At 45.6% G+C, this 23,779-nt stretch carries 21 protein-coding genes; 12 read left to right on the top strand and 9 right to left on the bottom strand.

The features are described from left to right. Positions 1-14 precede the first annotated feature (14 nt). Complete coding sequence (locus tag ACFQPF_RS04640) at positions 15-1,169, top strand: glycosyl hydrolase family 18 protein (protein WP_379747044.1); 1,155 nt, start codon at positions 15-17, stop codon at positions 1,167-1,169. Positions 1,170-1,211: 42 nt separating this feature from the next. Here the strand turns inward: ACFQPF_RS04640 and ACFQPF_RS04635 are convergent, their stop codons facing one another. Continuing rightward, positions 1,212-2,717 carry a LysM peptidoglycan-binding domain-containing protein gene (locus tag ACFQPF_RS04635; RefSeq protein ID WP_379747042.1) on the bottom strand — a complete coding sequence of 502 codons (1,506 nt, stop codon included), beginning with the start codon at positions 2,715-2,717 and terminating at the stop codon, positions 1,212-1,214. A gap of 217 nt (positions 2,718-2,934) precedes the next feature. Between ACFQPF_RS04635 and ACFQPF_RS04630 the strand changes: the two genes are divergently transcribed. Continuing rightward, complete coding sequence (locus ACFQPF_RS04630) at positions 2,935-4,113, top strand: NupC/NupG family nucleoside CNT transporter (protein ID WP_379747040.1); 1,179 nt, start codon at positions 2,935-2,937, stop codon at positions 4,111-4,113. 248 nt (positions 4,114-4,361) lie between these two features. On the opposite strand, the gene thrB is transcribed toward ACFQPF_RS04630, so the two are convergent. From thrB to ACFQPF_RS04615, 3 genes are read right to left on the bottom strand one after another with little or no spacing between them, the layout of a single operon-like run. Next, positions 4,362-5,288, bottom strand: a complete 927-nt coding sequence (thrB, locus tag ACFQPF_RS04625; protein WP_379747038.1) for a homoserine kinase — start codon at positions 5,286-5,288, stop codon at positions 4,362-4,364. Continuing rightward, positions 5,288-6,334, bottom strand: a complete 1,047-nt coding sequence (gene thrC, locus ACFQPF_RS04620; protein ID WP_379747036.1) for a threonine synthase — start codon at positions 6,332-6,334, stop codon at positions 5,288-5,290. The genes thrB and thrC overlap by 1 nt, the downstream gene beginning before the upstream one ends. Beyond that, entirely contained in the window at positions 6,331-7,629 is a 1,299-nt protein-coding gene (locus ACFQPF_RS04615; protein ID WP_379747034.1) for a homoserine dehydrogenase, read from the bottom strand. Before ACFQPF_RS04615 ends, thrC begins: the two co-directional genes overlap by 4 nt. Before the next feature lie 354 nt (positions 7,630-7,983). On the opposite strand from ACFQPF_RS04615, the gene ACFQPF_RS04610 reads away from it, so the two are divergent. The 5 genes from ACFQPF_RS04610 (at position 7,984) to floT (ending at position 12,258) form a co-directional block, all read left to right on the top strand. Further along, entirely contained in the window at positions 7,984-8,601 is a 618-nt protein-coding gene (locus tag ACFQPF_RS04610) for a DUF47 domain-containing protein (protein WP_379747032.1), read from the top strand. An 11-nt stretch (positions 8,602-8,612) separates the two neighbouring features. After that, positions 8,613-9,626, top strand: coding sequence for an inorganic phosphate transporter (locus ACFQPF_RS04605; protein WP_379747030.1), 1,014 nt, complete (start codon positions 8,613-8,615; stop codon positions 9,624-9,626). Between the two features lie 37 nt (positions 9,627-9,663). After that, positions 9,664-9,894 carry a hypothetical protein gene (locus ACFQPF_RS04600; RefSeq protein WP_379747028.1) on the top strand — a complete coding sequence of 77 codons (231 nt, stop codon included), beginning with the start codon at positions 9,664-9,666 and terminating at the stop codon, positions 9,892-9,894. A 284-nt stretch (positions 9,895-10,178) separates the two neighbouring features. After that, positions 10,179-10,706, top strand: a complete 528-nt coding sequence (locus tag ACFQPF_RS04595) for an NfeD family protein (protein ID WP_379747257.1) — start codon at positions 10,179-10,181, stop codon at positions 10,704-10,706. 13 nt (positions 10,707-10,719) lie between these two features. Beyond that, a complete protein-coding gene (floT, locus tag ACFQPF_RS04590) occupies positions 10,720-12,258 on the top strand; it encodes a flotillin lipid rafts scaffold protein FloT (RefSeq protein ID WP_379747026.1) in 1,539 nt (512 codons plus the stop codon). A 55-nt stretch (positions 12,259-12,313) separates the two neighbouring features. On the opposite strand, the gene ACFQPF_RS04585 is transcribed toward floT, so the two are convergent. Then, complete coding sequence (locus ACFQPF_RS04585; protein WP_379747024.1) at positions 12,314-12,625, bottom strand: MTH1187 family thiamine-binding protein; 312 nt, start codon at positions 12,623-12,625, stop codon at positions 12,314-12,316. Between the two features lie 197 nt (positions 12,626-12,822). Here ACFQPF_RS04585 and ACFQPF_RS04580 point away from each other — a divergent pair, with 197 nt between their 5' ends. Further along, positions 12,823-13,431 carry a DedA family protein gene (locus ACFQPF_RS04580; RefSeq protein WP_379747022.1) on the top strand — a complete coding sequence of 203 codons (609 nt, stop codon included), beginning with the start codon at positions 12,823-12,825 and terminating at the stop codon, positions 13,429-13,431. A gap of 257 nt (positions 13,432-13,688) precedes the next feature. Beyond that, positions 13,689-15,005 carry a branched-chain amino acid transport system II carrier protein gene (gene brnQ / locus ACFQPF_RS04575; protein WP_379747021.1) on the top strand — a complete coding sequence of 439 codons (1,317 nt, stop codon included), beginning with the start codon at positions 13,689-13,691 and terminating at the stop codon, positions 15,003-15,005. Positions 15,006-15,057: 52 nt separating this feature from the next. On the opposite strand, the gene ACFQPF_RS04570 is transcribed toward brnQ, so the two are convergent. After that, the gene (locus ACFQPF_RS04570) at positions 15,058-16,536 is read right to left on the bottom strand and encodes an NAD(P)/FAD-dependent oxidoreductase (protein ID WP_379747019.1); all 1,479 of its coding nucleotides are present in this window, start codon (positions 16,534-16,536) and stop codon (positions 15,058-15,060) included. Between the two features lie 116 nt (positions 16,537-16,652). After that, positions 16,653-17,489 (bottom strand): hypothetical protein, encoded by an 837-nt coding sequence (locus ACFQPF_RS04565; RefSeq protein WP_379747018.1) that lies wholly within the window; start codon positions 17,487-17,489, stop codon positions 16,653-16,655. A 152-nt stretch (positions 17,490-17,641) separates the two neighbouring features. Here ACFQPF_RS04565 and ACFQPF_RS04560 point away from each other — a divergent pair, with 152 nt between their 5' ends. Then, the gene (locus tag ACFQPF_RS04560; protein ID WP_379747016.1) at positions 17,642-18,415 is read left to right on the top strand and encodes a protein-glutamine gamma-glutamyltransferase; all 774 of its coding nucleotides are present in this window, start codon (positions 17,642-17,644) and stop codon (positions 18,413-18,415) included. A 44-nt stretch (positions 18,416-18,459) separates the two neighbouring features. Here the strand turns inward: ACFQPF_RS04560 and ACFQPF_RS04555 are convergent, their stop codons facing one another. Next, positions 18,460-19,767, bottom strand: a complete 1,308-nt coding sequence (locus ACFQPF_RS04555; protein WP_379747014.1) for a murein hydrolase activator EnvC family protein — start codon at positions 19,765-19,767, stop codon at positions 18,460-18,462. Between the two features lie 253 nt (positions 19,768-20,020). Here ACFQPF_RS04555 and ACFQPF_RS04550 point away from each other — a divergent pair, with 253 nt between their 5' ends. Beyond that, positions 20,021-20,791, top strand: a complete 771-nt coding sequence (locus ACFQPF_RS04550; protein WP_379747012.1) for a DUF4931 domain-containing protein — start codon at positions 20,021-20,023, stop codon at positions 20,789-20,791. Positions 20,792-21,202: 411 nt separating this feature from the next. Here ACFQPF_RS04550 and ACFQPF_RS04545 read toward each other — a convergent pair whose 3' ends face one another. Further along, entirely contained in the window at positions 21,203-22,819 is a 1,617-nt protein-coding gene (locus tag ACFQPF_RS04545) for a M20/M25/M40 family metallo-hydrolase (protein WP_379747010.1), read from the bottom strand. A 370-nt stretch (positions 22,820-23,189) separates the two neighbouring features. Between ACFQPF_RS04545 and ACFQPF_RS04540 the strand changes: the two genes are divergently transcribed. After that, positions 23,190-23,762, top strand: a complete 573-nt coding sequence (locus tag ACFQPF_RS04540) for a superoxide dismutase family protein (protein ID WP_379747008.1) — start codon at positions 23,190-23,192, stop codon at positions 23,760-23,762. Positions 23,763-23,779 lie beyond the last annotated feature (17 nt).

Below are 23,779 nucleotides of genomic sequence, written 5' to 3'. Positions count from 1 at the left end.
GAGGAGGTTTTTTGATGCGAAAAATAATGGTTCTCGCGGCTGCAGGTGCCTTGTTGCTTGGCGGATGCGGAAAAGAGGAAATGAGAAAGAGCGAAGCAGCGCCCAAGAGCATGGGCAGCCATAATCCGCGCAAAATCAGCACAGACCATAACAGCGGAAGTGACATCAACCAAACAGACACGGTTCATAAACGCCCTAAAATCGAGACGATCGGATTTTTAGAGCCGATCGAACCGAAGCAGGCGATCAAGGACCTGAAAGAGGCAGAAAAGCAGCTTTCATATGTTGCGATGTTCAGCTACCAAGTAAAAAAGGATGGCAGCCTGACGGCGATCAAGGATGCCGAAGCGATCTCGGAAACAAAAAAATCAGGTTCGACACCGATGATGGTGCTGACTAATTTCACCGACGGGAACTTTTCGCCGGAAGTCGCACATGCCATATTCACAGATAAAGTAGCGTCCAAGAGCTTAATTAACGGCGTGATACAAACGATGAAGAAAAAAGGCTATACAGCCCTTAACATTGACTTTGAACATATTCGCGAAAAAGACCGCAAACTGTATAACGGATTTTTAGAAACGATTATTCCTAAAGTTCAAAAAGAAGGCTTTGTCGTTTCAACCGCACTCGCTCCTAAAACGAGCGGTGAACAGGCTGGTCCGTGGCACGGAGCGCATGACTACAAACGCCACGGGGAACTTGCTGATTTCGTTGTACTTATGACGTATGAATGGGGCTGGTCTGGCGGGCCGCCGATGGCTGTCGCACCAATTCCTCAAGTGAAAAAGGTGCTTGATTACGCTGTCTCGCAAATTCCGCGCGATAAGATTGTAATGGGAGCGCCGCTGTACGGCTATGATTGGGAGCTGCCGTATAAAAAAGGCAACAAGTTCGCTAAGCGCATCGCACCCGCTGAAGCAGAGGACTTGGCCATCAAGGAAAACGTGAACGTACAATATGACAACGAAGCGCAAGCACCGCATTTTATGTACACAGATGATAAGGGGAAAAAGCATGAAGTGTGGTTCGAAAATGATGAGAGCGCACAGGCGAAAAATCAGCTTGTGAAAAAGTACCGATTGCGCGGACTTGCTTACTGGGTTCTTGGTGAGCCTTTCCCAGAAAACTGGATGCATCTTGAAGATCAGTTCACGATAATAAAATAAGGAAAAAGCCAAGCCGGGATTCCAGCTTGGCTTTCTTTCTGTTTATTTTAAAACATCCCACACGTCCGCCGTTTCAGCACCGGCATACCATGCGGCAGTTCCGCGCAAATGATACTTCTTCACAATGTCATAACGGAGCTTCATGGATGTTCGGTCTTCCACCCAAATCTGATGCTTTTCCCCGTTTTCAGTGAATTCCACATAATGCTGCGACACTGAGCTGTCCCATTGCTTTATGAGTCCTTTTTGGGCGATCAGCTTTTCCGTTTCAATCATCGTGCGGTCGATGCTTCTTACCTTGCCATTGTAATCAGTCACCCATTCACGCGTATAAAAAGGAACACCGAGTACCACCTTTTGCGCTGGAACGTCCTTTAGAAGAAGCTCGATTCCCTCAATCGTCCAAGGCAGGGACGCGACAGAACCCGCTTTCGGGCTGCCGCCCCAATGCTCGTCATACCCCATCATGATGATAAAGTCGGCTGCTTTCCCAAGCCCCGCGCGGTCTAGACTTCCAGACCAGAATGGATCATCGTTTTCGCGGCTTACATCAACAGACACAATCATGCCATGCGGAGCTGCTGCGCGTTTTAATTCTGTAATGAAGGTCACATAATGCTGCTTGTTCTTCGGATCCACGTTTTCAAAATCAACATTGATGCCATGTGCTTTAGCGCTGACTAAAGAGGAAACTAGAGCACTTATAAGCTGCTGGCGCTTGCCAGCATCTGACATGACGAGATCGGTAAGTGCAGGATCAAACTTGTTTCCGAACAATGGCCATACTTTTTTCCCTGCTTTCGCAGCGGCTGCTGCATAGTCAGCATTCGTATTTATATTAACGAAAGGCGCATCAGATGAAAGGGTGTACCATCGCGGTGAGACAATATCAAGACCAGGCTTTGACAGCTGATCCAGATACGATTGTGGTGAACCGTTATACTTCCAAGCTAAGTTAAATCGTTGAACGTTGGCTGACTTCAGTTTCGATAACTTGACATATCCCTTTCTGCCGCCAAGAAGCTGCAGCTGGGCATAGTAATCAGGAACCTTCAGCTTTTGGCCGATCGTAAGGCTTGTTGATTTCAAGCTGTTCAGCTTCATTAAATCAGTAACAGAAACACCATAGCGGCCAGCAAGCTTCCATAGTGTGTCGTACTTCACGACTGCATGAATGTAATTTTTCTGCGGTATCTTCAATCTTTGACCGATGGCAAGACGAGTGGAAACGAGCCGGTTATCTCTTTGGATGTCAGCTACCAGAACATCGAATTGTTTAGCGATGAGCCATAATGTTTCTCCCGCTTTAACGGTGTGGACGATCGGCGATACAGAATCACCTGAAATTTTCGAAACGATCGGGTATTCTTCACCCTTTGTCATCACGGTTATAACAGAAGATGACAATCTAGGTTCCAAGTACACGTTAACCTTTTCCGTCAACACGTTACCGATCGTTAGTGTATGATTTGCTGCTTGAGCGGACTCTGCTGAAAGGCCAGAGAAAGCCAAGCAGAAAATAGAAAGAATAATAAAAAATGGCTTCACTTGTATCCTCCTGAAAAATAAGAATGCACAACTTTTTCATTCTACAGTTATGGCGAAAGGCAGAATACAGGAACTTAATGGGAAAAGCAGGCAGGACAAGAATAAGTTTCAGTTTTTGCGAGATACTTGCAGTAGTTAAAAGTTTTTGTTGCAAACGCTCGCATTTTGTCGAATAATAGTGTAGTTCTATTAAGAAAAGTTTTAGGAGGATAATTTTATGAAGTACGCTATCTTTTTAGCGGGCCTAGCTGCCGTGTTTTTATTAGCCTTTTTAGTCAGCAACGACCGCAAAAAAATTAAATACAAGCCTATCCTGATCATGCTTGTTCTGCAATTCATTTTTACTTATCTATTGCTGAACACAACCGTCGGATTGACTGTTATCAAGGGCATTTCCGCACTCTTTGAAAAGCTGCTCGGCTATGCTGCAGATGGAGTGAACTTTGTCTTCGGAGGACTTGCGAACGAAGCGTCCATGCCGTTCTTCTTGAACGTATTGCTTCCAATCGTCTTTATTTCGGTTCTGATTGGTATCGCACAGCACTTTAAGATTTTGCCTTTTATCATCAAATACATCGGTCTAGGCTTAAGCAAAGTGAACGGACTTGGTAAGCTGGAATCTTATAACGCCGTCGCTTCTGCCGTGTTCGGTCAGTCGGAAGTGTTCATCTCGGTTAAAAAGCTTCTGGGCCACTTGCCTAAGCACCGCTTGTACACACTTTGTACTTCAGCCATGTCTACTGTCTCCGCGAGTATTCTCGGAGCCTACATGACGATGATCGACCCGAAATACGTTATTACTGCACTTGTATTGAACCTGTTTGGCGGCTTTATCATTGCAAACATCATCAATCCATACGAAGTAAAAGATGATGAAGACATTATCGAAATCGAAGAAGAAAAGCAGACGTTCTTCGAGATGCTCGGTGAGTACATCATGGACGGCTTTAAGGTGGCCGTAATCGTAGGAGCGATGCTACTTGGGTTTGTTGCGTTGATCTCCATGATCAACGATGTGTTCAACATGGCATTTGGCATGACGTTCCAGACCATGCTCGGATACGTGTTCGCACCGATTGCCTTCCTTGTCGGTATTCCATGGGCTGAAGCTGTATCAGCCGGTACAATCATGGCAACAAAGCTTGTTTCCAATGAGTTCGTGGCGATGATGGATCTTGGAAAAGTGTCAGAGGGAATGTCAGAACGAACAATTGGAATTGTATCCGTGTTCCTTGTATCATTCGCAAACTTCTCATCCATTGGAATTATTACGGGAGCGGTTAAAGGGCTGCATGAAGAGCAAGGAAACGCCGTTGCTCGCTTTGGACTAAAGCTTCTATACGGTGCTACACTCGTTAGCATTTTATCTGCTGCCATTGCAGGATTATTTCTATAATAGAAAAGATGCCGGAACACCCAAGCTGGGATGTTCCGGCATCTTTATTTTTGCTTTAGAAGACAGTATTACTTTTTAACATTGAAGGGCTTCGACGCAGTCAAAATTAACGAACAAACTATAAGGTCAACTACGGCTGACTCAAAGGCTTGACTTCAGCAAAGCTTTCTTTATACCCTTTTGTGGATGCAGGAGAAACGGTGACGAAAAGGTCGATTATCAGTCGAATAGACCGGTACCGCTCAATATTAATAAACCCTTGCTCCTGCGTTGGCAGCGCCTATTTTCTTTACTTGTATTCCAGTAAAATCCGGAAGTGCCAATTCAAATTCATAATAGGAGAATCGCTTAGCAAGAGCTGCCGCAATTTTTCTGCCTGTCCCTGGCATAGTGAAAAAGATGACGGAAGGGCCAGCACCGCTGATCGCGCCTCCGTATGCCCCCATCGCTGCAGCCGCTTTTTTCATTTGATCAAAATCACGGATAAATGGAGAGCGGTAAGGTTCATGATAGAGGTCCTTCCCCATGACAGCGCCAGCTGATTTCCAATCCCCTTTCATCAAATAAGCTACGAGCATGCTGCTCGTTGTACCCGCATGAACAGCTGACACGAAATCGAGCTGCTCGGGCATCGCCTTTCTTGATTCGGAGGTGTTCCAAATGTGATTCGGTACCGCCAGTACCATCTCAACATCAGAAACAGGCGCTTGTACCGTCAACAGCTCTTCCTCTGAAAAAGAGCTGATCGTGATTCCGCCTGAGAACGCAGGCACGACATTATCGGGATGGCCCTCAAGCAAGCAGGCTTCCCATTGTTTCTCTTTTAGTGTTAAATTCAAGCCGGATAGTTCATTTGCTAGCTCAATCCCTGCGGCAATGGCTGCTGCACTGCTGCCCATCCCTTTGGACAAGTGCAGCTCGCTCTCGATGACAGCTGAAAAAGAAGGAAGGGCAGTACCATGTTTTTCACAAAGCAAGACTGCCGCTTGGTAGATAAGGTTCTCATCGAGAGGCATGGGTTTAAGTAAACGGCCTTTAAAATGGAAGCTTATGTTGTCAGAAGGAGAGACCATGACCCGTAAATATTTATTCATCGCCATGCCGACAGAATCAAATCCCGGGCCTAGGTTAGCCGTTGTTCCCGGCACGCTGATTGAAAAAGGAACAAAGCTCATCACACATAGGCTCCAGAAAGATTCTGCCGCAGCAGCTCCCAGTCTGCAGGCAGAACAGCTGGTGCAGAAGGCAAAACGCTCATCGCTGCTGCAGGATCCTTCAGACCGTTTCCAGTCAGAACCGTAACAATCGTGATTCCCTTCGCAAGCCTTCCTTCATTAAACATTTTCTTTAAACCCGCTAAGGGAGCACACGATGCTGGTTCCGCAAATACGCCTTCTTTCCGTGCAAGCATCAGATACGCATCCAATATTTCATCATCCGAAACACTGTCAATCGATCCGCCGGATTGGTTGATCGCTTCAACAGCAAGATTCCAGCTGGCAGGGTTGCCGATGCGAATCGCGGTCGCAACTGTTTCTGGCTGTTCAATAATACGGTTTAACACGAATGGCGCTGCACCTTCTGCCTGAAAGCCTGCGAGCGCAGGGAGTCCTTTTCCATATTGTTTGAACCCTTTCCAATAGGCGGATATGTTTCCGGCGTTGCCGACCGGGATGGCCAGCATATCTGGAGCGCCACCAAGCTCATCCACTAACTCGAACGCGCCCGTTTTCTGGCCTTCAAGGCGGTACGGATTGACAGAGTTTACGAGGGTGAAGGCTTCTTCCTCACTGAGCCTCCTGACCATTTGAAGGGCTTCGTCGAAGTTTCCTTTTATCGAGAATATATCCGCGCCATACATTTTTGCTTGCGCGAGTTTACCGGCCGCAATCTTGCCGTCTGGAATGACGACAGCACAGCGAAGTCCTGCTCGTGCGGCATAAGCCGCAGCAGAAGCAGACGTGTTTCCTGTCGACGCACAGATTACGGCCTTGCTGCCTTCTTCTTTCGCTTTTGCGACAGCGAGCACCATGCCGCGGTCCTTAAACGATCCCGTCGGATTGGCTCCTTCATATTTGGCAAAAAGCCGCACACCCCACTCTTTGGATAACGTGTGAAGCGGGATGAGAGGGGTGCTGCCTTCGAGCAAAGAAAGATGAGGCGTCTGCTGTGAGACAGGCAGAAAGCGGTGATACTTTTCAATTAATCCTGTTCGTTTCATGCGCTGACTCCTTCTACCCGGTAGTGGCTTTTAATATCAAACACAGCATCGGATTGTGCGAGCTGGCTGTAAATCAGCTGATCATGGTGTTTAGTCGTGCTATGCGTGACGATGACAACCTCTGCTGTTCCTTCCTTTGCTATAGGCTTTTGCAGCAGCTTTTCCAAGCTCACGCCATTTTCAGCAAAAAGGGAGGTAAGGACAGAAAACGTACCCGCTTCATCTTTTATATGCAGACGGTAATAAAACTTCCCATGAATTTCATCCAGCGATTTCAGCTGTTTTTCATATTGAGGCGCTACGTCGTTTTTACCGTTGACACCAAGCCTCATGTTGCGAATCACTGCGACTAAATCGGACACGATGGACGTCGCGGTCGGCAGTTCACCTGCACCAGGTCCGAAAAACATCGTTTCCCCGACCGCCTCTCCATAGACGTAGACGGCATTATACTCATTGTTTACAGAAGAGAGTGGATGAGAATCTGGAAGCAACGTCGGTTCAACGCTGACTTCGACCTTGCCGTCATCCTTCCGTGCGTTGCCTATCAGTTTCATGGTATAGCCGAACTGACGAGCGTAGTCGATATCCTCCTTCGTGACACCAGTAATTCCTTTTACGTTTACATCATCTAAATGGATATCCATCGAGAACCCTAGGGTAGCCAGAATAGCCATCTTTCTGGCTGCATCATACCCTTCTACATCAGAAGCGGGGTCTGCTTCAGCAAAGCCGAGCATCTGGGCTTCAGCTAGAACATCGTGGAAGCTGAGCTGCTGTTTATCCATTTTTGTGAGGATATAATTTGTCGTTCCGTTCACGATGCCCATCATTTTCGTGATCCGGTCTGAGGCTAGCCCTTCCTTAATGGTGCGAATGATTGGAATGCCGCCTGCAACACTCGCTTCATAAAATAGGTCACAGCCGTTGTCCGCTGCAGTTTTTAACAGCTCAGCACCATGAAGAGCCATTAAATCTTTGTTGGCTGTAATGACATGTTTCTTGTTCCGCAATGCCTGCAGGATATATTGTTTGGCCAGTTCTATGCCTCCCATCACTTCCACAACCACATCAATTCTTGGATTGTTCAGAACGTCCTCCGGAGTAACCGTCAGCCAATCCGGTTCTGGAGAGATGCGCCGTTCCTTTTCTAAATCCTGAACAAGCACTTTTTCGACGATCACCTTGCAGCCGACTTTATGCTGAAGCTCTTCTTGATGGTTGTTCACCATCCTCACCACTCCGCTTCCAACTGTTCCTAAACCTAATAACCCGATTGCAACCTGTTCTGCCATGACATTCACTCCTATTCAAGTTGTTCTTCTGATACGCACATTTGTTTATTTCATATGGACATTGTACAGTGAAAGCTATAATCAGACAATTAAAAAATTATGAAGAAAAAGATAGCGCTTTCAATTGGAGGAAGAGAACAAATCAATGGAGATGGGTCTTGTAAAGTGAGTTTTGTAAATTCTGTGTAAAGATTTTGTTAATTTCTTGTCAATTTCGACAGAAACTATCATTTTTTGCGAGGTTTATATATAATGTTTTGGGTGGCCAAAAGCTTGCAGACAAAGATAGAGCGGGACACAGCAAAAAAGAGATAGAGAAAAAGGATTTATATTTCTAATTTTTCGGAGGGTACAATGTTAAACAAGAAAAAGGAAAAGTTTTCAGTAATGCTTACGGATATTGCCAGCAACCTGAAAGAATCGGCTGGTTATTTTTACGACTTTAAAATCAAGAACGAAAGCGATTTGCGTGAATTCGCCGATCACTTAAAAGCACTTGAGTCAAAAGGCGATACATTTGTACACACAGTAATTACTGAGTTAAACAAAGTCTTTATCACGCCGATTGAACGTGAAGACATTCTGCAGCTTGCTATGAGCATGGATGACATCCTTGACGGCATTGAAAGCTCTTCTGCACTTTTCGACATTTATGCCATCACGAACCCTGATGAGTATATGGTTAAGTTTGTGGAAAACATTAAGCTTAGCGCGGATGAAATCCTCCTCGCTGTGAACCTTCTTTCAGAAAAAAAGCTGCTTGATATGCGCCAGCATGCTATAAAAATTAAAGACTATGAATCAAAATGTGACGATCTTTACCGAGAAGCGCGCAGACAGCTGTTCGCGTCAGAAAAAGATCCGATCAAGGTTATGAAATATAAAGAAATTTACGATAATCTTGAAGAAATCGCCGACAGCTGCCAGCATGTTGCCAACACACTTGAATCTATTATCATGAAAAACGCGTAACGGTGGCGGGTATGGATACTATTTTTCTCATTACAGTCCTTGTTGTTATCGGGGCGTTGGCGTTTGACTTTATCAATGGATTTCATGACACAGCGAATTCGATCGCGACATCTGTTTCAACAAAAGCCCTGACCCCAAGACGTGCGATTATTCTTGCTGCGGTCATGAACTTTGTCGGTGCGATGACGTTTACTGGAGTTGCGAAAACCATTACAAAGGATATTGTGGATCCTTTCACGCTTCAAAACGGCTCGCTCGTTATTTTAGCGGCACTGATTGCAGGAATCGCCTGGAATTTGATTACATGGTACTACGGTATCCCATCGAGTTCATCGCATGCGATCATCGGCTCTGTTGCCGGTGCGGCAATCGCGGCTTCAGGTTTTGGCGCTCTTCACTATTCTGGCTTTGGAAAGATCATCCAGGCCTTAATTATTTCGCCAATCCTTGCTTTTGTTGTCGGTTTTATCTTTTATGCGATTATTAAAGCGATTTTCAAGAACAACACAAACTTAACGAAAACAAACAATCGTTTCCGAAAAGTACAAGTTGTTACAGCAGCGTTCCAGGCGTATTCTCACGGAACGAACGATGCACAAAAAGCGATGGGAATCATCACGATGGCTCTTATTGCGAACGGCTATACCGATTCTACGGACATCGCAACATGGGTACAGATTTCCTGTGCGGTCGCGATGGGTCTTGGAACGGCAGTAGGCGGCTGGAAGATCATCAAGACGGTCGGCGGCAAGATTATGAAGATCCGCCCAGTCAACGGTGTAGCATCTGACTTAACAGGCGCATCGGTTATCCTTGGTGCGTCATTCATCGGACTTCCTGTTAGTACGACACACGTAATTACTTCGTCCATACTTGGTGTAGGTGCTTCTCATCGACTAAAAGGTGTGAAGTGGGGAACAGCGAAAACGATGATCATTACATGGTTCATCACGTTGCCCATCTCGGCGACACTTGCCGCACTCTCTTACTTTGTGCTTCACCTTGTATTTGGCGATATTAGTTAATATCTTTCGCTCCCATTCTTCTTGGGGGCTTTTTTTTATGCTGTTTTTGAAAACATTGTTGATTTTAGAATTCGAGAAGAGGTTGATCTCCGTTACAGGTGCACGCTTAAGGTCTCACCTGTCTCACTCCCACTCGCTGGATAAGGAAGGCGACGCAGCAAGACATCAAACGCAAGAAAATGTGATCTTTATTTTCGAGGAGTCGGCACCTTTCACTACGATCAACTTATCAATGAAGTATTCAATGTCGATTAAGCTAACGATTTAGATAATATGTAAGCAATCCTCGGAAGTTAGTGTATTGAAGGATGACGTACTACACAGAGAAACTTCTGCTTCAGCAGTTCAATGCTTCTCATAATCGTTCAGTCATTCGAAACAATCTCTGCTAAAAGAGCTTTTTATTCATAAATAAATGAATCTTTCTTCACTCCACTGCCGTACATACAATTAAATGAAGAAATGCTAATAAATGTTATATTCGAAAGAGATGAAGACTGAGAAACTGTTGAATAGTTTATCAAACAATTCTTTCTTAAAGCAGGGATGATGATGGAATTATTCGGTTATTCTTTATCCACACTTTATTTAGGCGGGCTTATTCTTTTTGGCTGTTTAACACTGTTGTATGTTTTGATCGGTGACGTGATGGAGGCGGCAGGTGAGTGGTTTAATCCGACACTGACTTTGTCGTTCTTAACCTTTTTTTCAGCAGCGGGCTATCTGATGGAATCGCTCACATCCATTAATAGTGGAGTGATTGCCGCAGTCTCGGCCGTATCATCCGGTCTGCTCTCTGCCATGCTTCACGTGTTCGTGCTCGTCCCCATCGCAACAGCCGAAGAATCGCTCGCTTATATCGAAAGCGATTTAAGAGGGCGAACTGGCAAAGTCATCACAGGCATACCGGCAGATGGCTTCGGAGAGATTCTCATTCCCGGGATCAGCGGCCATATATCCAAAACAGCCGTCAGCTACAACAACGTCCTCATTCCTCAAGGCACCGAGGTACTCGTGATAGAAGCCGAGAAGGGAATCGCCAAAGTCATGCCTTACGAGCAGGCGGCAAGATTATCTTAAAAGGAGAATGTATATGACCCCCATTTTGATTGCTGGCGGAATCGCCGCATTCGTACTGATTGCACTTATTAGCGTTTTCGTGACAAAATACCGGACAGCAAGCCCGGATGAAGCCCTGATCGTTACCGGAAGCTTTCTTGGCTCGAAAAATGTAAACATTGATGAATCAGGCAACCGCATTAAAATCGTCCGAGGCGGAGGAACATTCGTCCTTCCTGTTTTTCAGCAGGCGAAGCCACTCAGTCTTTTAACGAGCAAGCTGGATGTGCAGACACCGGAAGTGTATACCGAACAAGGAGTTCCCGTGATGGCAGATGGAACAGCGATTATCAAGGTCGGCAGCTCGATTGGCGAGATTGCTACAGCAGCAGAACAATTCCTGGGCAAAACAAAGGACGACCGGGAAAATGAGGCGAGAGAAGTGCTTGAAGGCCATCTTCGCTCCATTTTAGGATCAATGACAGTCGAGGAGATCTATAAAAACCGGGAAAAGTTTTCTCAGGAGGTGCAGCGTGTCGCATCACAGGATTTAGCCAAAATGGGATTAATCATTGTTTCCTTCACGATCAAGGATGTTCGGGATAAGAACGGCTACCTTGACTCACTAGGAAAGCCGCGCATCGCCCAGGTAAAGCGTGACGCAGACATCGCCACAGCAGAGGCTGAAAAGGAAACAAGAATCAAGCGAGCAGAAGCTGATAAGGAAGCGAAGCGATCTGAACTAGAGCGGGCGACAGAGGTTGCGGAGGCTGAAAAGATCAACCAGCTGAAGGTAGCAGAGTTCCGCCGCGAACAAGATATCGCAAAAGCGCGTGCTGACCAGGCGTATCATCTTGAAGAAGCGAAGTCGAAGCAGGAAGTAACCGAACAGCAGATGCAGATCCAGATCATCGAGCGCCAAAAGCAGATTGAGCTTGAAGAAAAGGAAATCCTGCGGCGCGAAAAGCAATATGATTCAGAGGTAAAGAAAAAAGCGGATGCTGATCGTTATTCCGTTGAACAGGCGGCAGAGGCAGAAAAGCGAAAACAAGTGGCCGAGGCAGACGCTCATAAATACCGAGTGGAAGCGATGGCGAAGGCGGAGGCGGAGAAAGTCCGCTTAGAAGGATTTTCCAAGGCAGAGGCAGAACGGGCGAAGGGTGAGACGGAGGCTGAGGTAATCCGCCTTAAAGGTCTAGCAGAAGCAGAAGCGAAGCAAAAGATTGCCGAAGCGTTCGAGATGTTCGGCCAAGCCGCTGTTTTAGACATGGTCGTTAAAATGCTTCCAGCTTATGCGAAGGAAATCGCAGCACCGCTAGGCAATATTGATAAGATTACTGTCGTTGATACGGGGTCAAGCGGAGAGAACGGTGGGGCGAACAAAGTCACCAGTTACTCAACAAACTTGATGTCAACATTGCAGGAATCGCTGAAGGCATCATCAGGGATTGATGTGAAAGAAATTATTGAAAACCTGTCTGGAAAAGGGAATGTTAGAAAAAGCATTGATGATTTGCGGATCGAGTTTCAAAAATCAAAGGATGCTGCTAAGGAAACAGTAGAAAGTCCTTAAGGTAGATAGTCGAATATAAGAAGAAAAGCCGCTGAGGGTTCAGCGGCTTTTCTTCTTATTGATTGGCGAGTTTCATCTGAACAGCGGCCATTTTTCCGCTCATTGTGCTAGGCTTGTCACGTCTGTCGTCGATGCGGATGTTTGTCGCGACGCGCTGGCAGCCTTCTGAAAAAGGCACCTCATGAAGCTTTTGAATGACGAAGAAGAGATCTTCTAGCTTTCCCTCAATCAGAGTGCTCATCGGTGTGAGTTCATAGCTAACTTTATCTCGATGCTGTTCGAGCACTTTGTGAATGTTGGCGACATAGGTGCTCACGCTCGGTGTTTCTGTTCCAATCGGGATAATCGTAATGTCTGCAATTGGCATGCGTTAACTCCCCTTTCTGCTTTTCTTATTGTAGCAAAAGATGCTCTGCATACCTAAAGAGAAGGCATTGATGTCTTACGGAATACCGTTTAATCAACAGCAATAGCAATATCTTGGAATTTTTTTAAGAAAGCCTTCTTTATTTTATGAAATCAGTTACAATAGAAAAGGGTTATTCTTAAAAAGTTGGTGACTTCATGGATTTTGAAATCATGCAATTGATTCATCAGTATGGCTATATCAGCCTTTCTATATTGCTGGCTCTCGGAATTGTCGGCCTGCCTGTTCCCGATGAGATTCTATTGGCAACAGCCGGCTGTTTAACGGCAGCAGATAATTTGTCACTTCCGCTCGTCCTTCTTTTCGCGGTTGCCGGTTCATTTTTGGGCATTACGGCAAGCTATTACATCGGCATTAAGTTCGGACGGCCACTTCTAGACAAGTTTGCGCCTAAGATTGGCATTTCGGTCAGCCACATCGATAAAACGAACCAGTATTTTCAAAGGTACGGAAAAGCAGCTTTGTTTTTCGGTTACTTTATTCCTGGTGTCCGGCACTTAACCGCCTATTTTGCTGGCATGTACAGCACACCTTTTAAAACGTTTGCGCTTTACGCCTATAGTGGAGCCGTGTTTTGGTGCTTCTTTTTCATATTGCTCGGCCATATGCTTGCACAGAAGATATACTTGGCGTTTGATATCATCCACCGTCTTGGTTTATATGCCTTCTCCGCTGTCCTAATCGGAGCCGTCATTTGGCTGATTGTGTGGAACAAAAAGAAAGAATCTATTTCAGAAAAATTTTAATGAGTGAAAAGAGGGTCCGAAAAGGTCTCTCTTTTTTTTTACTTTATATATAAAAAAGAAGGATTCGCCCCTTGGGGATAGCTGCACAAAGAATGAGGAAACGGATAAACTTTTTGAAAATTCTTTATGTCGGAATATTGACGCTATGTCATTTCTATGTTAAAACTATTGAGTGCAATGATTGTTTCGACAAATTTCGATAGATAGATTGGCCTCAAAGAAGGCTTTTTAGTGTAGCGCAACTGGAGGTTTTTTTCATGAATAAACGCACGGTTTCCGTAGGTCTCATGCTTTTTGCTTTATTTTTTGGTGCTGGTAATTTAATATTTCCGCCTCAGATCGGTCAATCAGCCGGTGGTGAGGTATGGCCGGCGATGCTTGGCTTCTTTATTACAGGTGTAGGTCTGCCTTTGCTGGCGATTATTGCAATGGCGGTAACCGGAGGCGGTCTCCAAGGGCTGACGGAGAGAGTGCACCCAGTGTTTGGGATCGTGTTTCCTATCATCCTTTATGCGGCAATCGGCCCCCTTTTCGGCATACCGAGAACGGGGAATGTTGCGTATGAAATGGGAGTGGTCCCGTTTTTGCCTGAAAGGTTGGCAGCACAGCCGCTTCCGCTGTTTCTGACCACCATTGTCTTTTTTGGAGTGACCTATTGGCTTTGTTTGAATCCGTCCAAGCTTGTCGACCGAATCGGCAACATCCTGACACCGGCGCTGCTTATCATTATTGGCGCAGTGATGGTAAAAGCGTCGATCGATCCAATCGGGCCAATCGGAGCTACTGCTGAAACCTACGAGAATAATCCAATGACAAAAGGATTTATGGACGGATACCTCACGATGGACACACTGGGTGCCCTTGCGTTTGGCATTGTTGTCATCAATGCGGTTAAGCAAAATGGAGTGACTGGAAAGCGTATGACGAGAATGGTCATACAAGCTGGTGCTATTGCGGGAATCTGTCTGGCTGCCGTTTATTTCGTGCTTGCTTACCTTGGAGCGACAAGCCATTCACTTGGCAGTGCCGAAAACGGAGGACAGATCTTAAATGCGGTTGTTTATGAGCTGTTCGGCCCTTCAGGCAACGTGCTGTTAGGCGCCGCTGTCGTGCTTGCCTGCCTGACAACTTCTATTGGCTTGATCACAGCCTGCGCCCAGTATGGCGTGAAAGTGTTTCCACGTGTATCGTATAAGAAAATTGTTCTGCTGCTTTCCATTTTCAGCCTAGCCGTTGCGAACATCGGATTGAACCAGCTGATCACGGTGTCTGTTCCTGTATTGACAGCCATTTATCCGCTTGCCATCGTGCTGATTGTCTTGTCCCTCGTTCATCCTGCTATTAAGGGGAGGGCGGAAGTGTATCAAGGCTCACTTCTTCTTACTGCAGCAGTAAGTGCAATAGACGGCCTAAAAGCAGCCGGTATTGAAATCAGCATGGTTGAGTCCGTGCTGCGTTCGCTGCCAATGTATACAGAAGGGCTTGGATGGCTGATCCCAGCTGTTATCGGCGCTTTTCTTGGCTATGGAATGACGCTTGTTTCATCGAATTCCAAGTTGAAAACAGAAAATTAGAATGGAAAAAACCAGCTGCCTCTCCAATAAGGAGACCAGCTGGTTTTTTCTGTTAAACGAGTTCTGGAACACCCGGCTCTTCCTGAAAGGTACCGGACCCCAGTTTCTTGGCGATGTCGCGGGCGATCCAGACGCCGCAGGCGCTCGCTTGGGCGAGACCGCGCGTGATGCCTGCGCCGTCTCCTCCAACGTATAGACCGCTGATTTCTGACTCGAAACGGTCAGTAAGCTTCGGGCGTGCTGAGTAAAATTTGGCTTCTACACCGTAAAATAAAGTGTGCTCCGATGCCATGCCAGGTGTGACCTTATCTAATGCTTCGGTCATTTCAATCAAGCTTTTCATCGTGTTATAAGGCAGAACAAGACCAAGATCGCCTGGAACTGCTTCTTTAAGGGTTGGGCGGATAAAGCCTTCCTTCATCCGTTTTTCAGTAGAACGGCGGCCTCTAAGAATGTCGCCGTACTTTTGCACGACTACGCCTCCGTTTGACAGCTGGTTGGCGAGCTTGGACACTTCATGGGCATATTCCGTCGGTTCTTCAAACGGATCGTCAAACTTGTGAGAAACGAGCAGCGCAAAGTTTGTATTGTGGCTGCCAAGCTTAGGGTCCTTGTAGGCATGGCCGTTGGCGAGCATGATGCCAGAGTGGTTCTCGACGACGACATGTCCGGAAGGGTTCGAACAGAATGTTCGTACTTGTGTGCCGACACTCGTATTAAAGATAAACTTTCCTTCGTATAAATGTTTATTGATTTCTTCCATCACAATATCAGAAGTTTCAACCCGTACCCCGATATCCACCTGATTCGCGCTCACTTTCAGGCGGCGTTTCCTCAGCAGCTTAGTGAGCCATGCAGATCCATCGCGTCCCGGCACAATCACGACTTTATCGGCCATCACGCTTACTCCGTTTTTCAGCAGCACACCCTTGATTGTATGCCCGTCCTGGGTGCGATCGGTGATGATGTCATCCACTTCTGTTTTATACGCCATGTCTATTTTAGTTTTTAAATACTCATAGATGCTTTTTAAGATTTCAAGGTTCTGTTCGGTTCCAAGATGGCGGACACGAGCTCGAAGCAGCTTGAGTCCAGCCGCATAGGCACGCTTTTCAATCGAACGGACTTCTTCGGTCAATGGGTCGGTGATGCTGTCTGTTGCTCCATGCTTTAAATTGACACGGTCCACATATTGAATAAGCTCAACGACTTGTTCTTCGGATAAATAGTCCGTCATCCAGCCGCCAAATTCGCTAGTGATGTTGAATTTACCATCCGAATAAGCACCGGCACCGCCGAATCCATTCGTGATGGAGCAGGCAGGCAAGCAGCCGGCAAATTCTTTTCTTCCAGCCGCAGGAGGGCATTTTTGGATTTTTTTCTGTAAAATCGGGCAATGTCTTGCGTATATATCGTGTCCTTTATCCACTAAAAGGATGGACGCATGAGGCATCTTTTCTGTCATTTCGTAGCATGCAAAAATTCCAGCAGGACCAGCACCGACAACAATGACATCATAGTTCGTTTTCATCTAAACCACTCCTGGGTCGTGTTTTTCAATGTCCGTTGGTAAATATACCAAAAAAACAGCTGAAAAACAAGTGAAAAACGAACAATAAATAAAAAATAAACAATAATATACGTTTTTTAATCCGTATCCGTTAATTTTGTTATTTTCCATCCAGAGGTTAAGTCGTCTCGTTTGAGCGTGAAATGTAATGTCGTTTTAAGAATATCTTTATTGTGCCGGTGCATTTTCACTTGAGCGGTTATATTCGTTTTGACGAATGGAGGATAGCGCGATTCCTTCTCTGTCACTTTATAGTGAAGCGCTTCTGAGTCCTTCAAATAGACTGCAATGGTCTCGGAATTTTTTAGATTTGAAGACAAGGTACTGTTCACAATATCTTTATCGTTTTGCTTCAAACCAGTCAGAAACATGACGGTAATCTGCTTGGCCGAAGCATTGGCGGCATAGTTGTCCAGCCTGCCGGCGGCTTTTAATATCATGAATTGATGAGATGGATCAAGATTTTCTTTACGGTGTGTTCGGCTGCCGTGAAAATGAATGCAAAAGTGACCAGGAAATCCGTTAGAGAGTGATCCTTGCCCGTGGGGCATACCGTGCATGCTGGCAGCGATTAATCGGCCGTTTACAGGTATGACGATTGCCCGCCTTTTCCAGCTCCATTTTCCGTTATATAGATGCTTTAATATGGCTGTGTCATTGTGGCTTATAGGCTGAACATCAGCATGGCTGCTGCCGGCTCTGCGCTGCACGCGGAAATGAAAGCCAGAGTCCTTATCAATGACGGTGAATGTTGCTCCTCTAGGCAGAAGCTCTCTCGCTTGATCCCAAGAGACAAGACTTCCATTGGATGTAAGTGGGTAATGGATGGGCGGACTATGTTTGGCGGCTTCTACCTCTTGGGTGCTTAAAGCAAATAAGATGGCAACCAAAAAAATGCAGCGGTATCGTTTCATTTACGTTCTCCTCTTACTAAAAATTGATTTTTTCTTAATATGTGAAGGATTGAGGCAATTCACACCCACTTTTTTCATCTAAATTCAAAGACACATAAACAGCCGTCAGACATACAATGTACTACTATCCTGTGTTGACAGGGGGGAGAGAAATGATAGTTATTGGAGGCTATCCCGTTTCACCGGCAGCCGTAGATAGCTTCAGTCAGCTGACAGCTGCGCAGAAGCAGACAGCAAAAAAGATGGCTGCGAGCCGGGAAACCTTTTATTATGCGAGCAACCATCAGTTTATTTTTGAAGCAGCGATGAGAACGAATATTGTCGCTGCCGCTTACGCTTTAAAAGACAGCGGGGCTGCATTCGCCACATTCCGGAATGCCCGCTGCAATCCTGTTTTTTGGCAGCTTACCGGCTATGGTGGTTTTTTAATGAGAAGAGATGTTTCGCCGTCTGCTGCGATAACGGATATTTTTTTTAATGGGAGAAAATATGGATTCGAATGCACCACTGCGATTATGATCATGTTTTACAAAGCCGTGCTGGAAACGTCTAACGCCAGAATATTCGACCAGCTGTTCAGCGGCATACTGCTATATAGTACAGAGCATGATGAGGATCTGCAGATCATGGCTTATCCGAATGGAGATCCGATGCCGGGGGATGTATTGTATGTGAAGAATCCGCAGCATGATCCGATGAAGCCGCAATGGCAGGGAGAGAACATTGTGGACCTTGGAAACGGCTTATTCTTCGGTCACGGAATCGGTGTAGGCAGCTTGCAGGAAATCATCGGTGTACTTAACACAAAAAGGCGGCCCGGAGCAACGGTCTCTGCTTATTTAACCGATGACATTATCCGGCCGAACTATCGTCTTATGTCCGAGTATATCCGTAATCCAGTGCGGCGGCTTATGGCAGAGGGATAACAAAGAAAAACCCGTCTGGAGATCTCCAGACGGGTTTTTCTTTGTTATTGAATGTATGGAAGAGGATCGACTGCGTTCGATTTTGCTGCGTTCCAGCCGCCTTTATGCATTTCAAAATGAAGATGCTGGCCGAATGAGTTGCCTGTGTTCCCCTGATCGCCAAGGTACTGACCTTGAGAAACCGATTGGCCTTCTGACACTGCCCGGTTTCTCATATGAGCATAAACGGTTGTATAAATTTGCCCGTTCACATAATGAGTGATCAAGACACAGTTGCCGTAGCTGTCTGAATAGTAGGAACGTGCAACCGTTCCACCAGCCGCAGCCGTGACAGCAACACCTGCTCCTGGCTTTGCGATATCGACGCCATAGTGCATGCCGCCTTCACGATAGCCGTAGCGTGATGTGATATAGCCGGAAGTAGGGAATGCGAAATCACGTGATGAAACAGCTGGTGCCGGTGCAGGAGCAGGAGCTGGTGCTGGTTTTGCGGCAGGTGCCGACGATCGTTTATTCGCTTGTGCCGATGCTTTTTGAGCTTCAGCACGAGCAGCCGCAGCCGCTGCAGCTTTACGGGCAGCTTCCTCACGTTTTTTGCGCTCCGCTTCTTGTTGCGCTCTTGCTATTTCAGCCTTGATTGCGGCTTCCTGTGCAGTCAAGATAGCGTTTTTCTCTTCAATATCCATTAAATCTTCATGTATGTGCTGCTCTTCTTCCTTTAAGGAAGCCAATAATCGATTTTGTTCTTTCTTTTGGGCATTCAGCTGGTTTTTCAGTCCTTGAAGTTCGGAAAGAGAAGCCGTTAAGTTCTGCAGCTCTGTTTCTACCTGACTCTTTTTCTTAGCAACTTTATCTTTGTCAGAACGGTGCTCTTCTAAGATGGTCTGATCCTGGCTGGCAATCAGGTTCAAGGATATCATGCGGTCGATGAAGTCCCCGAAGCTGCTTGAACCGAGCATGACGCTGAGGTAACTGACAGCTCCACCATTTTCGTACATGGACTTCACACGTTCTTTTAACAGCTTGTCCCTTTCAGCAATGCGCTTTTCAAGAACAGCAATCTCTTCTTTCAGGCCGCTGATTACCGCTTTAGTGGAAGTGATATCCGATTCTTTTTCACTGATTTTATTACCTGTCTTCTTCAGCTCTGCGGCAATATTATCAATCTTAGCAAGCGTTTCATCCTGCTCTTCATGGTTGTCATGCATTTCTGATTTTTTTTGTGATTCTTGTTTTTTATTTTGTTCTTGCTTTTGTTTAATAGAGTTTAAAGTTTCGGCACTGACTTGATATGTGAAGCCGTTTAGTCCAAGGCTTAAGGACAAACTGGCAATCATTAATTTCTTTTTCAATTAGGTAAGCCTCCCTGTATGTGTAAATCTTGCCAAGCTTATTACAGCGTTCATTATAACACCTATATCGGTTAGATTATTGCGAAATAATATTACATTTATATTTCAAATTATTACATATTACTAGATACATAGACAGGCGGTGTCGAAAACCTTATGTCAGTCTATAGGTAGGACTCTAAGGCGGTGCCGTATAGTTGCAAATATGCGGTAAGACATTCAAAATAGAAAGATACAGTAACTGACAGGGTGAGTGAGCACATTGAAAGAAACTCAGATTACATTCTTTACGGATATTGGCGCCAAAAAGCCAAATAGCATCAAATATAAAGATACCGCTTGTCCTTTTTGTGACTTATCACAGCTGGAAGAAATCGTCGACCAAGACGGACCGATTATCCTTGTGATGAATAAGTTTCCTGTTCTTGATAAAGCGTTCCAAACCGTTCTTATTGAAACAGATGAATGCGATACAGAGCTTTCGCTGTACTCAAAAGAGCATTTATACCGTCTCATTACGTTTGGAATGAAGCATTGGAAACAGCTGAAAGAAAGCGGAAAATACAAGTCGGTGATGTTTTTTAAGAATCATGGCCCGCTGTCCGGAGGCACGATACGTCACCCGCACATGCAGATTGTTGGATTAGAAGAGGTGGATTGCCAGTATGGCTGGCATTCTTCGCAATTTGACGGCATTCCCATCTGGCACGGAAATGGAGTGGTGTTCAATATATCCTCTGAACCGCGTGCTGGTTTTTATGAACTGAACGTTATTTTAGAAAACGGTGGGGACCTGAAGCAATTTGCAGATTGCATCCAAACCGGCGCTCATTTTCTTCTTCACCACTTTCACCGAAACTGCAGCAGCTACAACCTCTTTTTCTATGAGAAGAGCGGAATCGTCTATGTCAAAATCATGCCAAGATTCGTCACATCGCCGCTCTTCATGGGATACGGCATTCAGCAAGTCGCCAACAACATCAGCGAGGTTGCTGAGAAGATCAAAAATATATATTATAGCTAGACTTACGTCTATGGGATAGTTAGGTTTGGTTTTGGTTCTGGTTCTTGGGCGGTGATAGGCAAACATGTTCTTTGAAGCTTACCTGAGGTCCGGTACCGAGATGGTTTTGGTTCTTTGACGGAGATAAGCGAACATGTTCTTCGAAGCTTATCTGAGGTCCGGTACCGAGATGATGCCCTTCGGGATAATGGAAATCTTGATCGGTACCGGACCCCACTGAGGGAAACTGTGGTCCGTGGAGAAGTAAAAAAGGGTTTTGGTTGTTTAGAGGGGCTTGGACTTATTTTGTTCTTGTGTTGGTTTTGGTTCTTGGACGGAGATAAGCAGACATGTTATTCAAAATCAATAAGAGGTCCGGTACCGAGATCATGCCCTTCGGGATATTGAAGAGCTTTATCGGTACCGGACCTCTTAGTGCTTGAACGCCATCATGGCGTTTATGGCTTGTTCTGCCATATCTCGGGCGGTTGTTAATGTGGCAAGGTCCAGTCGTTCTGTCCATTGGTGAGCATCTTTTCCAAATGGCCCTATATTTAGAACGGGTATATTTAATTGTTTCATGGCCTCTATTGGGAAAGGGTAGATTTTCTCAAGGAGAGGAAAGTTATTCGAAAATGCCTCTAGATCTTCTTCGCTGTATTGAAATCCAATGTAACTTAAATCTGACAATCCATTAAAATAACTTTTCTTCCATAATTTCCGCTCATTTACCGTGCTGCGGTTTTTTGTTATTTCGTCCAGTGCATGTTTGATAAGAGGGCTTTCGCTTGTGTGGACGGCTGGATAAAATGGCGGTGCATAAAACAGGATGATCATGGGAGCAAGGTTTCTGCAGAGTCCCGCGATTTCGTTCACGTATTGGATGGCGGTTTCTCGCTCATCTCCTAGTTTTTTGGCAAGTACTTCATTTTGTATTCTTTTTACTTCTGATTGGCCATGTTTGGTTATTGCATATTCGCATAGTTGTTGAAAGGTCATGACTGATATAGTGGGTACTGGTATGGAGATGTTGCTTATAACTTCGTATGACTTTAGGCGGCTTTCCATAAGTCTGTGCAGCTGCTCGGCTGCGGTTTGTCCTGCTGATAGAAGTTCCTCTGTAAGCTGCTGCAGGGGTTTTTCCATGAGCATGACATTAAACAATGTAACAGCGGCGTGTGGTATTTGTACGGAATAATGGTCTTTTAAATCCTTTTGCAGCAGGTTGGAGGGGGGAGGCATGATTTCGCCGTCTTGGTTATCGATGAAATCTGTGTTCCACTCTAGTGAACGTGTCACTTCTGCCGCGAGAAGGTTGCCGCTTACACCGGCGAATGGTTCGCCTACATGTGTTTCTTTTCCATAGCAAAGATAACCGGCCAGAAGCTTTCCGATGGAGCCGGTATAAACATAATGATGGTTGTCTCCGGGGTGGCTTGTGAAGCTCGGTTCGCCGTTCAAACAAGCTTTGTAGTCAATGTTATAGTCGCGGCTCAATTCGTTGAGGACTTGAACTCCGCACAGCATGCCGGCTGAGTTGGCTTCTTCGTCGGGAACGGAGATCATGAGCAGGTTTGCGTTTAATTCGCCTGATGAAGCCCTTTCTAAAAGTGACAGATGAAGGGCGATGCCAGCTTTCATATCCATCGTACCGCGTCCGAACAGCCAATCGCCATCCTCGATGTCAGCTTTCACGTCTGCTCTTAAGTCCTGAAGTGCACGAATTTTTTCAGTTAAAAGATCTGTTTCAAATGCAAAGGGCTTTAAGTCTCCGTAATCATCGATATGGACGACATCAAAATGACTAAGCAAAATAATGGTTTCTTTACTTTCAGCCGTCCGGACAAAGGCAGTCACCAGCTTTCTTCCATCCTCGAGGCCATGTAGGCGCAAGTGATCCTTATTTTCTTTGAAATAGGGTAACGTTTGAAGTTTTGCCTTCAGAAAATCTGCCATATACACTTCACCTGGTGTAAAGGTCATGCTTTGTACATTGACAAGCTCTTTCACCAGGTTTTTTAGCTGTTCTTTTGTCTGCCACATTTGCATACCTACACTTCCTTATCTAGTTAATTACCCCTAACACTTCCATCCTTCTTATCTAATTCCTTTTTAACGGTATAAAAAAACACTTTGGTAGAGGTTTGCATTAAGGAAACTAGACGAATTGTGTGCACAATGATCAGGAATACACTCAAAGGGGTGTTGTTATGAGATTTACATACACGGCAAACCTGTGTCCACTTTTCAGAAAGTAAATGGGCGGATTATATAGGAGCTGAATACAGAACGGAGAATCACGTTCTTGATCATCCGAAAAGCGCTCAGAAGAGATATCTAGAAAAGAAACTCCCAACGTTTAAAATGGGGCACTTTCGGAAGAGAATAGAACATCTTGATATTTTAGGAGGTTGTATTTTTGAAGAAACTTGCAGTGATTCTGCTTGCGGTGCTGCTTCTATTAGCTGTTAGCGCGTGCGGAAAGAAAAAAGAAGATCATGAAAATCATGAATCAAGCGCTAAGGCGAGTGATCTGAAGCAATCAGCTGTGAAAGTGAATTTAATGGATGCAAAGGGCAGAAATTCCGGTACCGCGCAATTAAAGCAGACAGCAGAAGGCGTCGAGATCAAAGTGAACGCTAAAGGGCTGACTCCAGGAGAGCATGGCATCCATTTTCATGAAATAGGGAAATGTGAGGCGCCGAGCTTTGAATCGGCTGGCAAGCATTTCAACCCTGAAAAGAAGAAACATGGCTTCAATAACCCGGAAGGCTTCCATGCGGGCGATATTCCTAACTTAAAGGCTGATAAAAAGGGTACCGCCAAAGTCACATTTGTATCGCAAAATGTGACACTCGCAAAAGGGTCACCTAACGCGCTGCTGAAAAAAGGCGGTACTGCAATTGTCGTGCATGAAAAAGCGGATGATTACAAAACCGATCCTTCCGGCAACTCCGGCGGCCGGGTACTTTGCGGAGAGATCAAAAAGTAGAGACAGCCTCGTGTGAT

Source organism: Fictibacillus iocasae (genome assembly GCF_042665465.1).
GTDB lineage: Bacteria > Bacillota > Bacilli > Bacillales > Fictibacillaceae > Fictibacillus > Fictibacillus iocasae.
The sequence above is the reverse complement of the archived record's forward strand: the minus strand, read 5'-3'. Positions and strand labels throughout refer to the sequence as shown.

Coding starts and splice junctions, on each gene's coding strand:
- ACFQPF_RS04640 (WP_379747044.1), top strand. CDS start 15: ATGCGAAAAATAATGGTTCTCGCGGCTGCAGGTGCCTTGTTGCTTGGC.
- ACFQPF_RS04630 (WP_379747040.1), top strand. CDS start 2,935: ATGAAGTACGCTATCTTTTTAGCGGGCCTAGCTGCCGTGTTTTTATTA.
- thrB (WP_379747038.1), bottom strand. CDS start 5,288: ATGAGCTTTGTTCCTTTTTCAATCAGCGTGCCGGGAACAACGGCTAAC.
- thrC (WP_379747036.1), bottom strand. CDS start 6,334: ATGAAACGAACAGGATTAATTGAAAAGTATCACCGCTTTCTGCCTGTC.
- ACFQPF_RS04615 (WP_379747034.1), bottom strand. CDS start 7,629: ATGGCAGAACAGGTTGCAATCGGGTTATTAGGTTTAGGAACAGTTGGA.
- ACFQPF_RS04610 (WP_379747032.1), top strand. CDS start 7,984: ATGTTAAACAAGAAAAAGGAAAAGTTTTCAGTAATGCTTACGGATATT.
- ACFQPF_RS04605 (WP_379747030.1), top strand. CDS start 8,613: ATGGATACTATTTTTCTCATTACAGTCCTTGTTGTTATCGGGGCGTTG.
- ACFQPF_RS04600 (WP_379747028.1), top strand. CDS start 9,664: ATGCTGTTTTTGAAAACATTGTTGATTTTAGAATTCGAGAAGAGGTTG.
- ACFQPF_RS04595 (WP_379747257.1), top strand. CDS start 10,179: ATGGAATTATTCGGTTATTCTTTATCCACACTTTATTTAGGCGGGCTT.
- floT (WP_379747026.1), top strand. CDS start 10,720: ATGACCCCCATTTTGATTGCTGGCGGAATCGCCGCATTCGTACTGATT.
- ACFQPF_RS04585 (WP_379747024.1), bottom strand. CDS start 12,625: ATGCCAATTGCAGACATTACGATTATCCCGATTGGAACAGAAACACCG.
- ACFQPF_RS04580 (WP_379747022.1), top strand. CDS start 12,823: ATGGATTTTGAAATCATGCAATTGATTCATCAGTATGGCTATATCAGC.
- brnQ (WP_379747021.1), top strand. CDS start 13,689: ATGAATAAACGCACGGTTTCCGTAGGTCTCATGCTTTTTGCTTTATTT.
- ACFQPF_RS04570 (WP_379747019.1), bottom strand. CDS start 16,536: ATGAAAACGAACTATGATGTCATTGTTGTCGGTGCTGGTCCTGCTGGA.
- ACFQPF_RS04565 (WP_379747018.1), bottom strand. CDS start 17,489: ATGAAACGATACCGCTGCATTTTTTTGGTTGCCATCTTATTTGCTTTA.
- ACFQPF_RS04560 (WP_379747016.1), top strand. CDS start 17,642: ATGATAGTTATTGGAGGCTATCCCGTTTCACCGGCAGCCGTAGATAGC.
- ACFQPF_RS04545 (WP_379747010.1), bottom strand. CDS start 22,819: ATGCAAATGTGGCAGACAAAAGAACAGCTAAAAAACCTGGTGAAAGAG.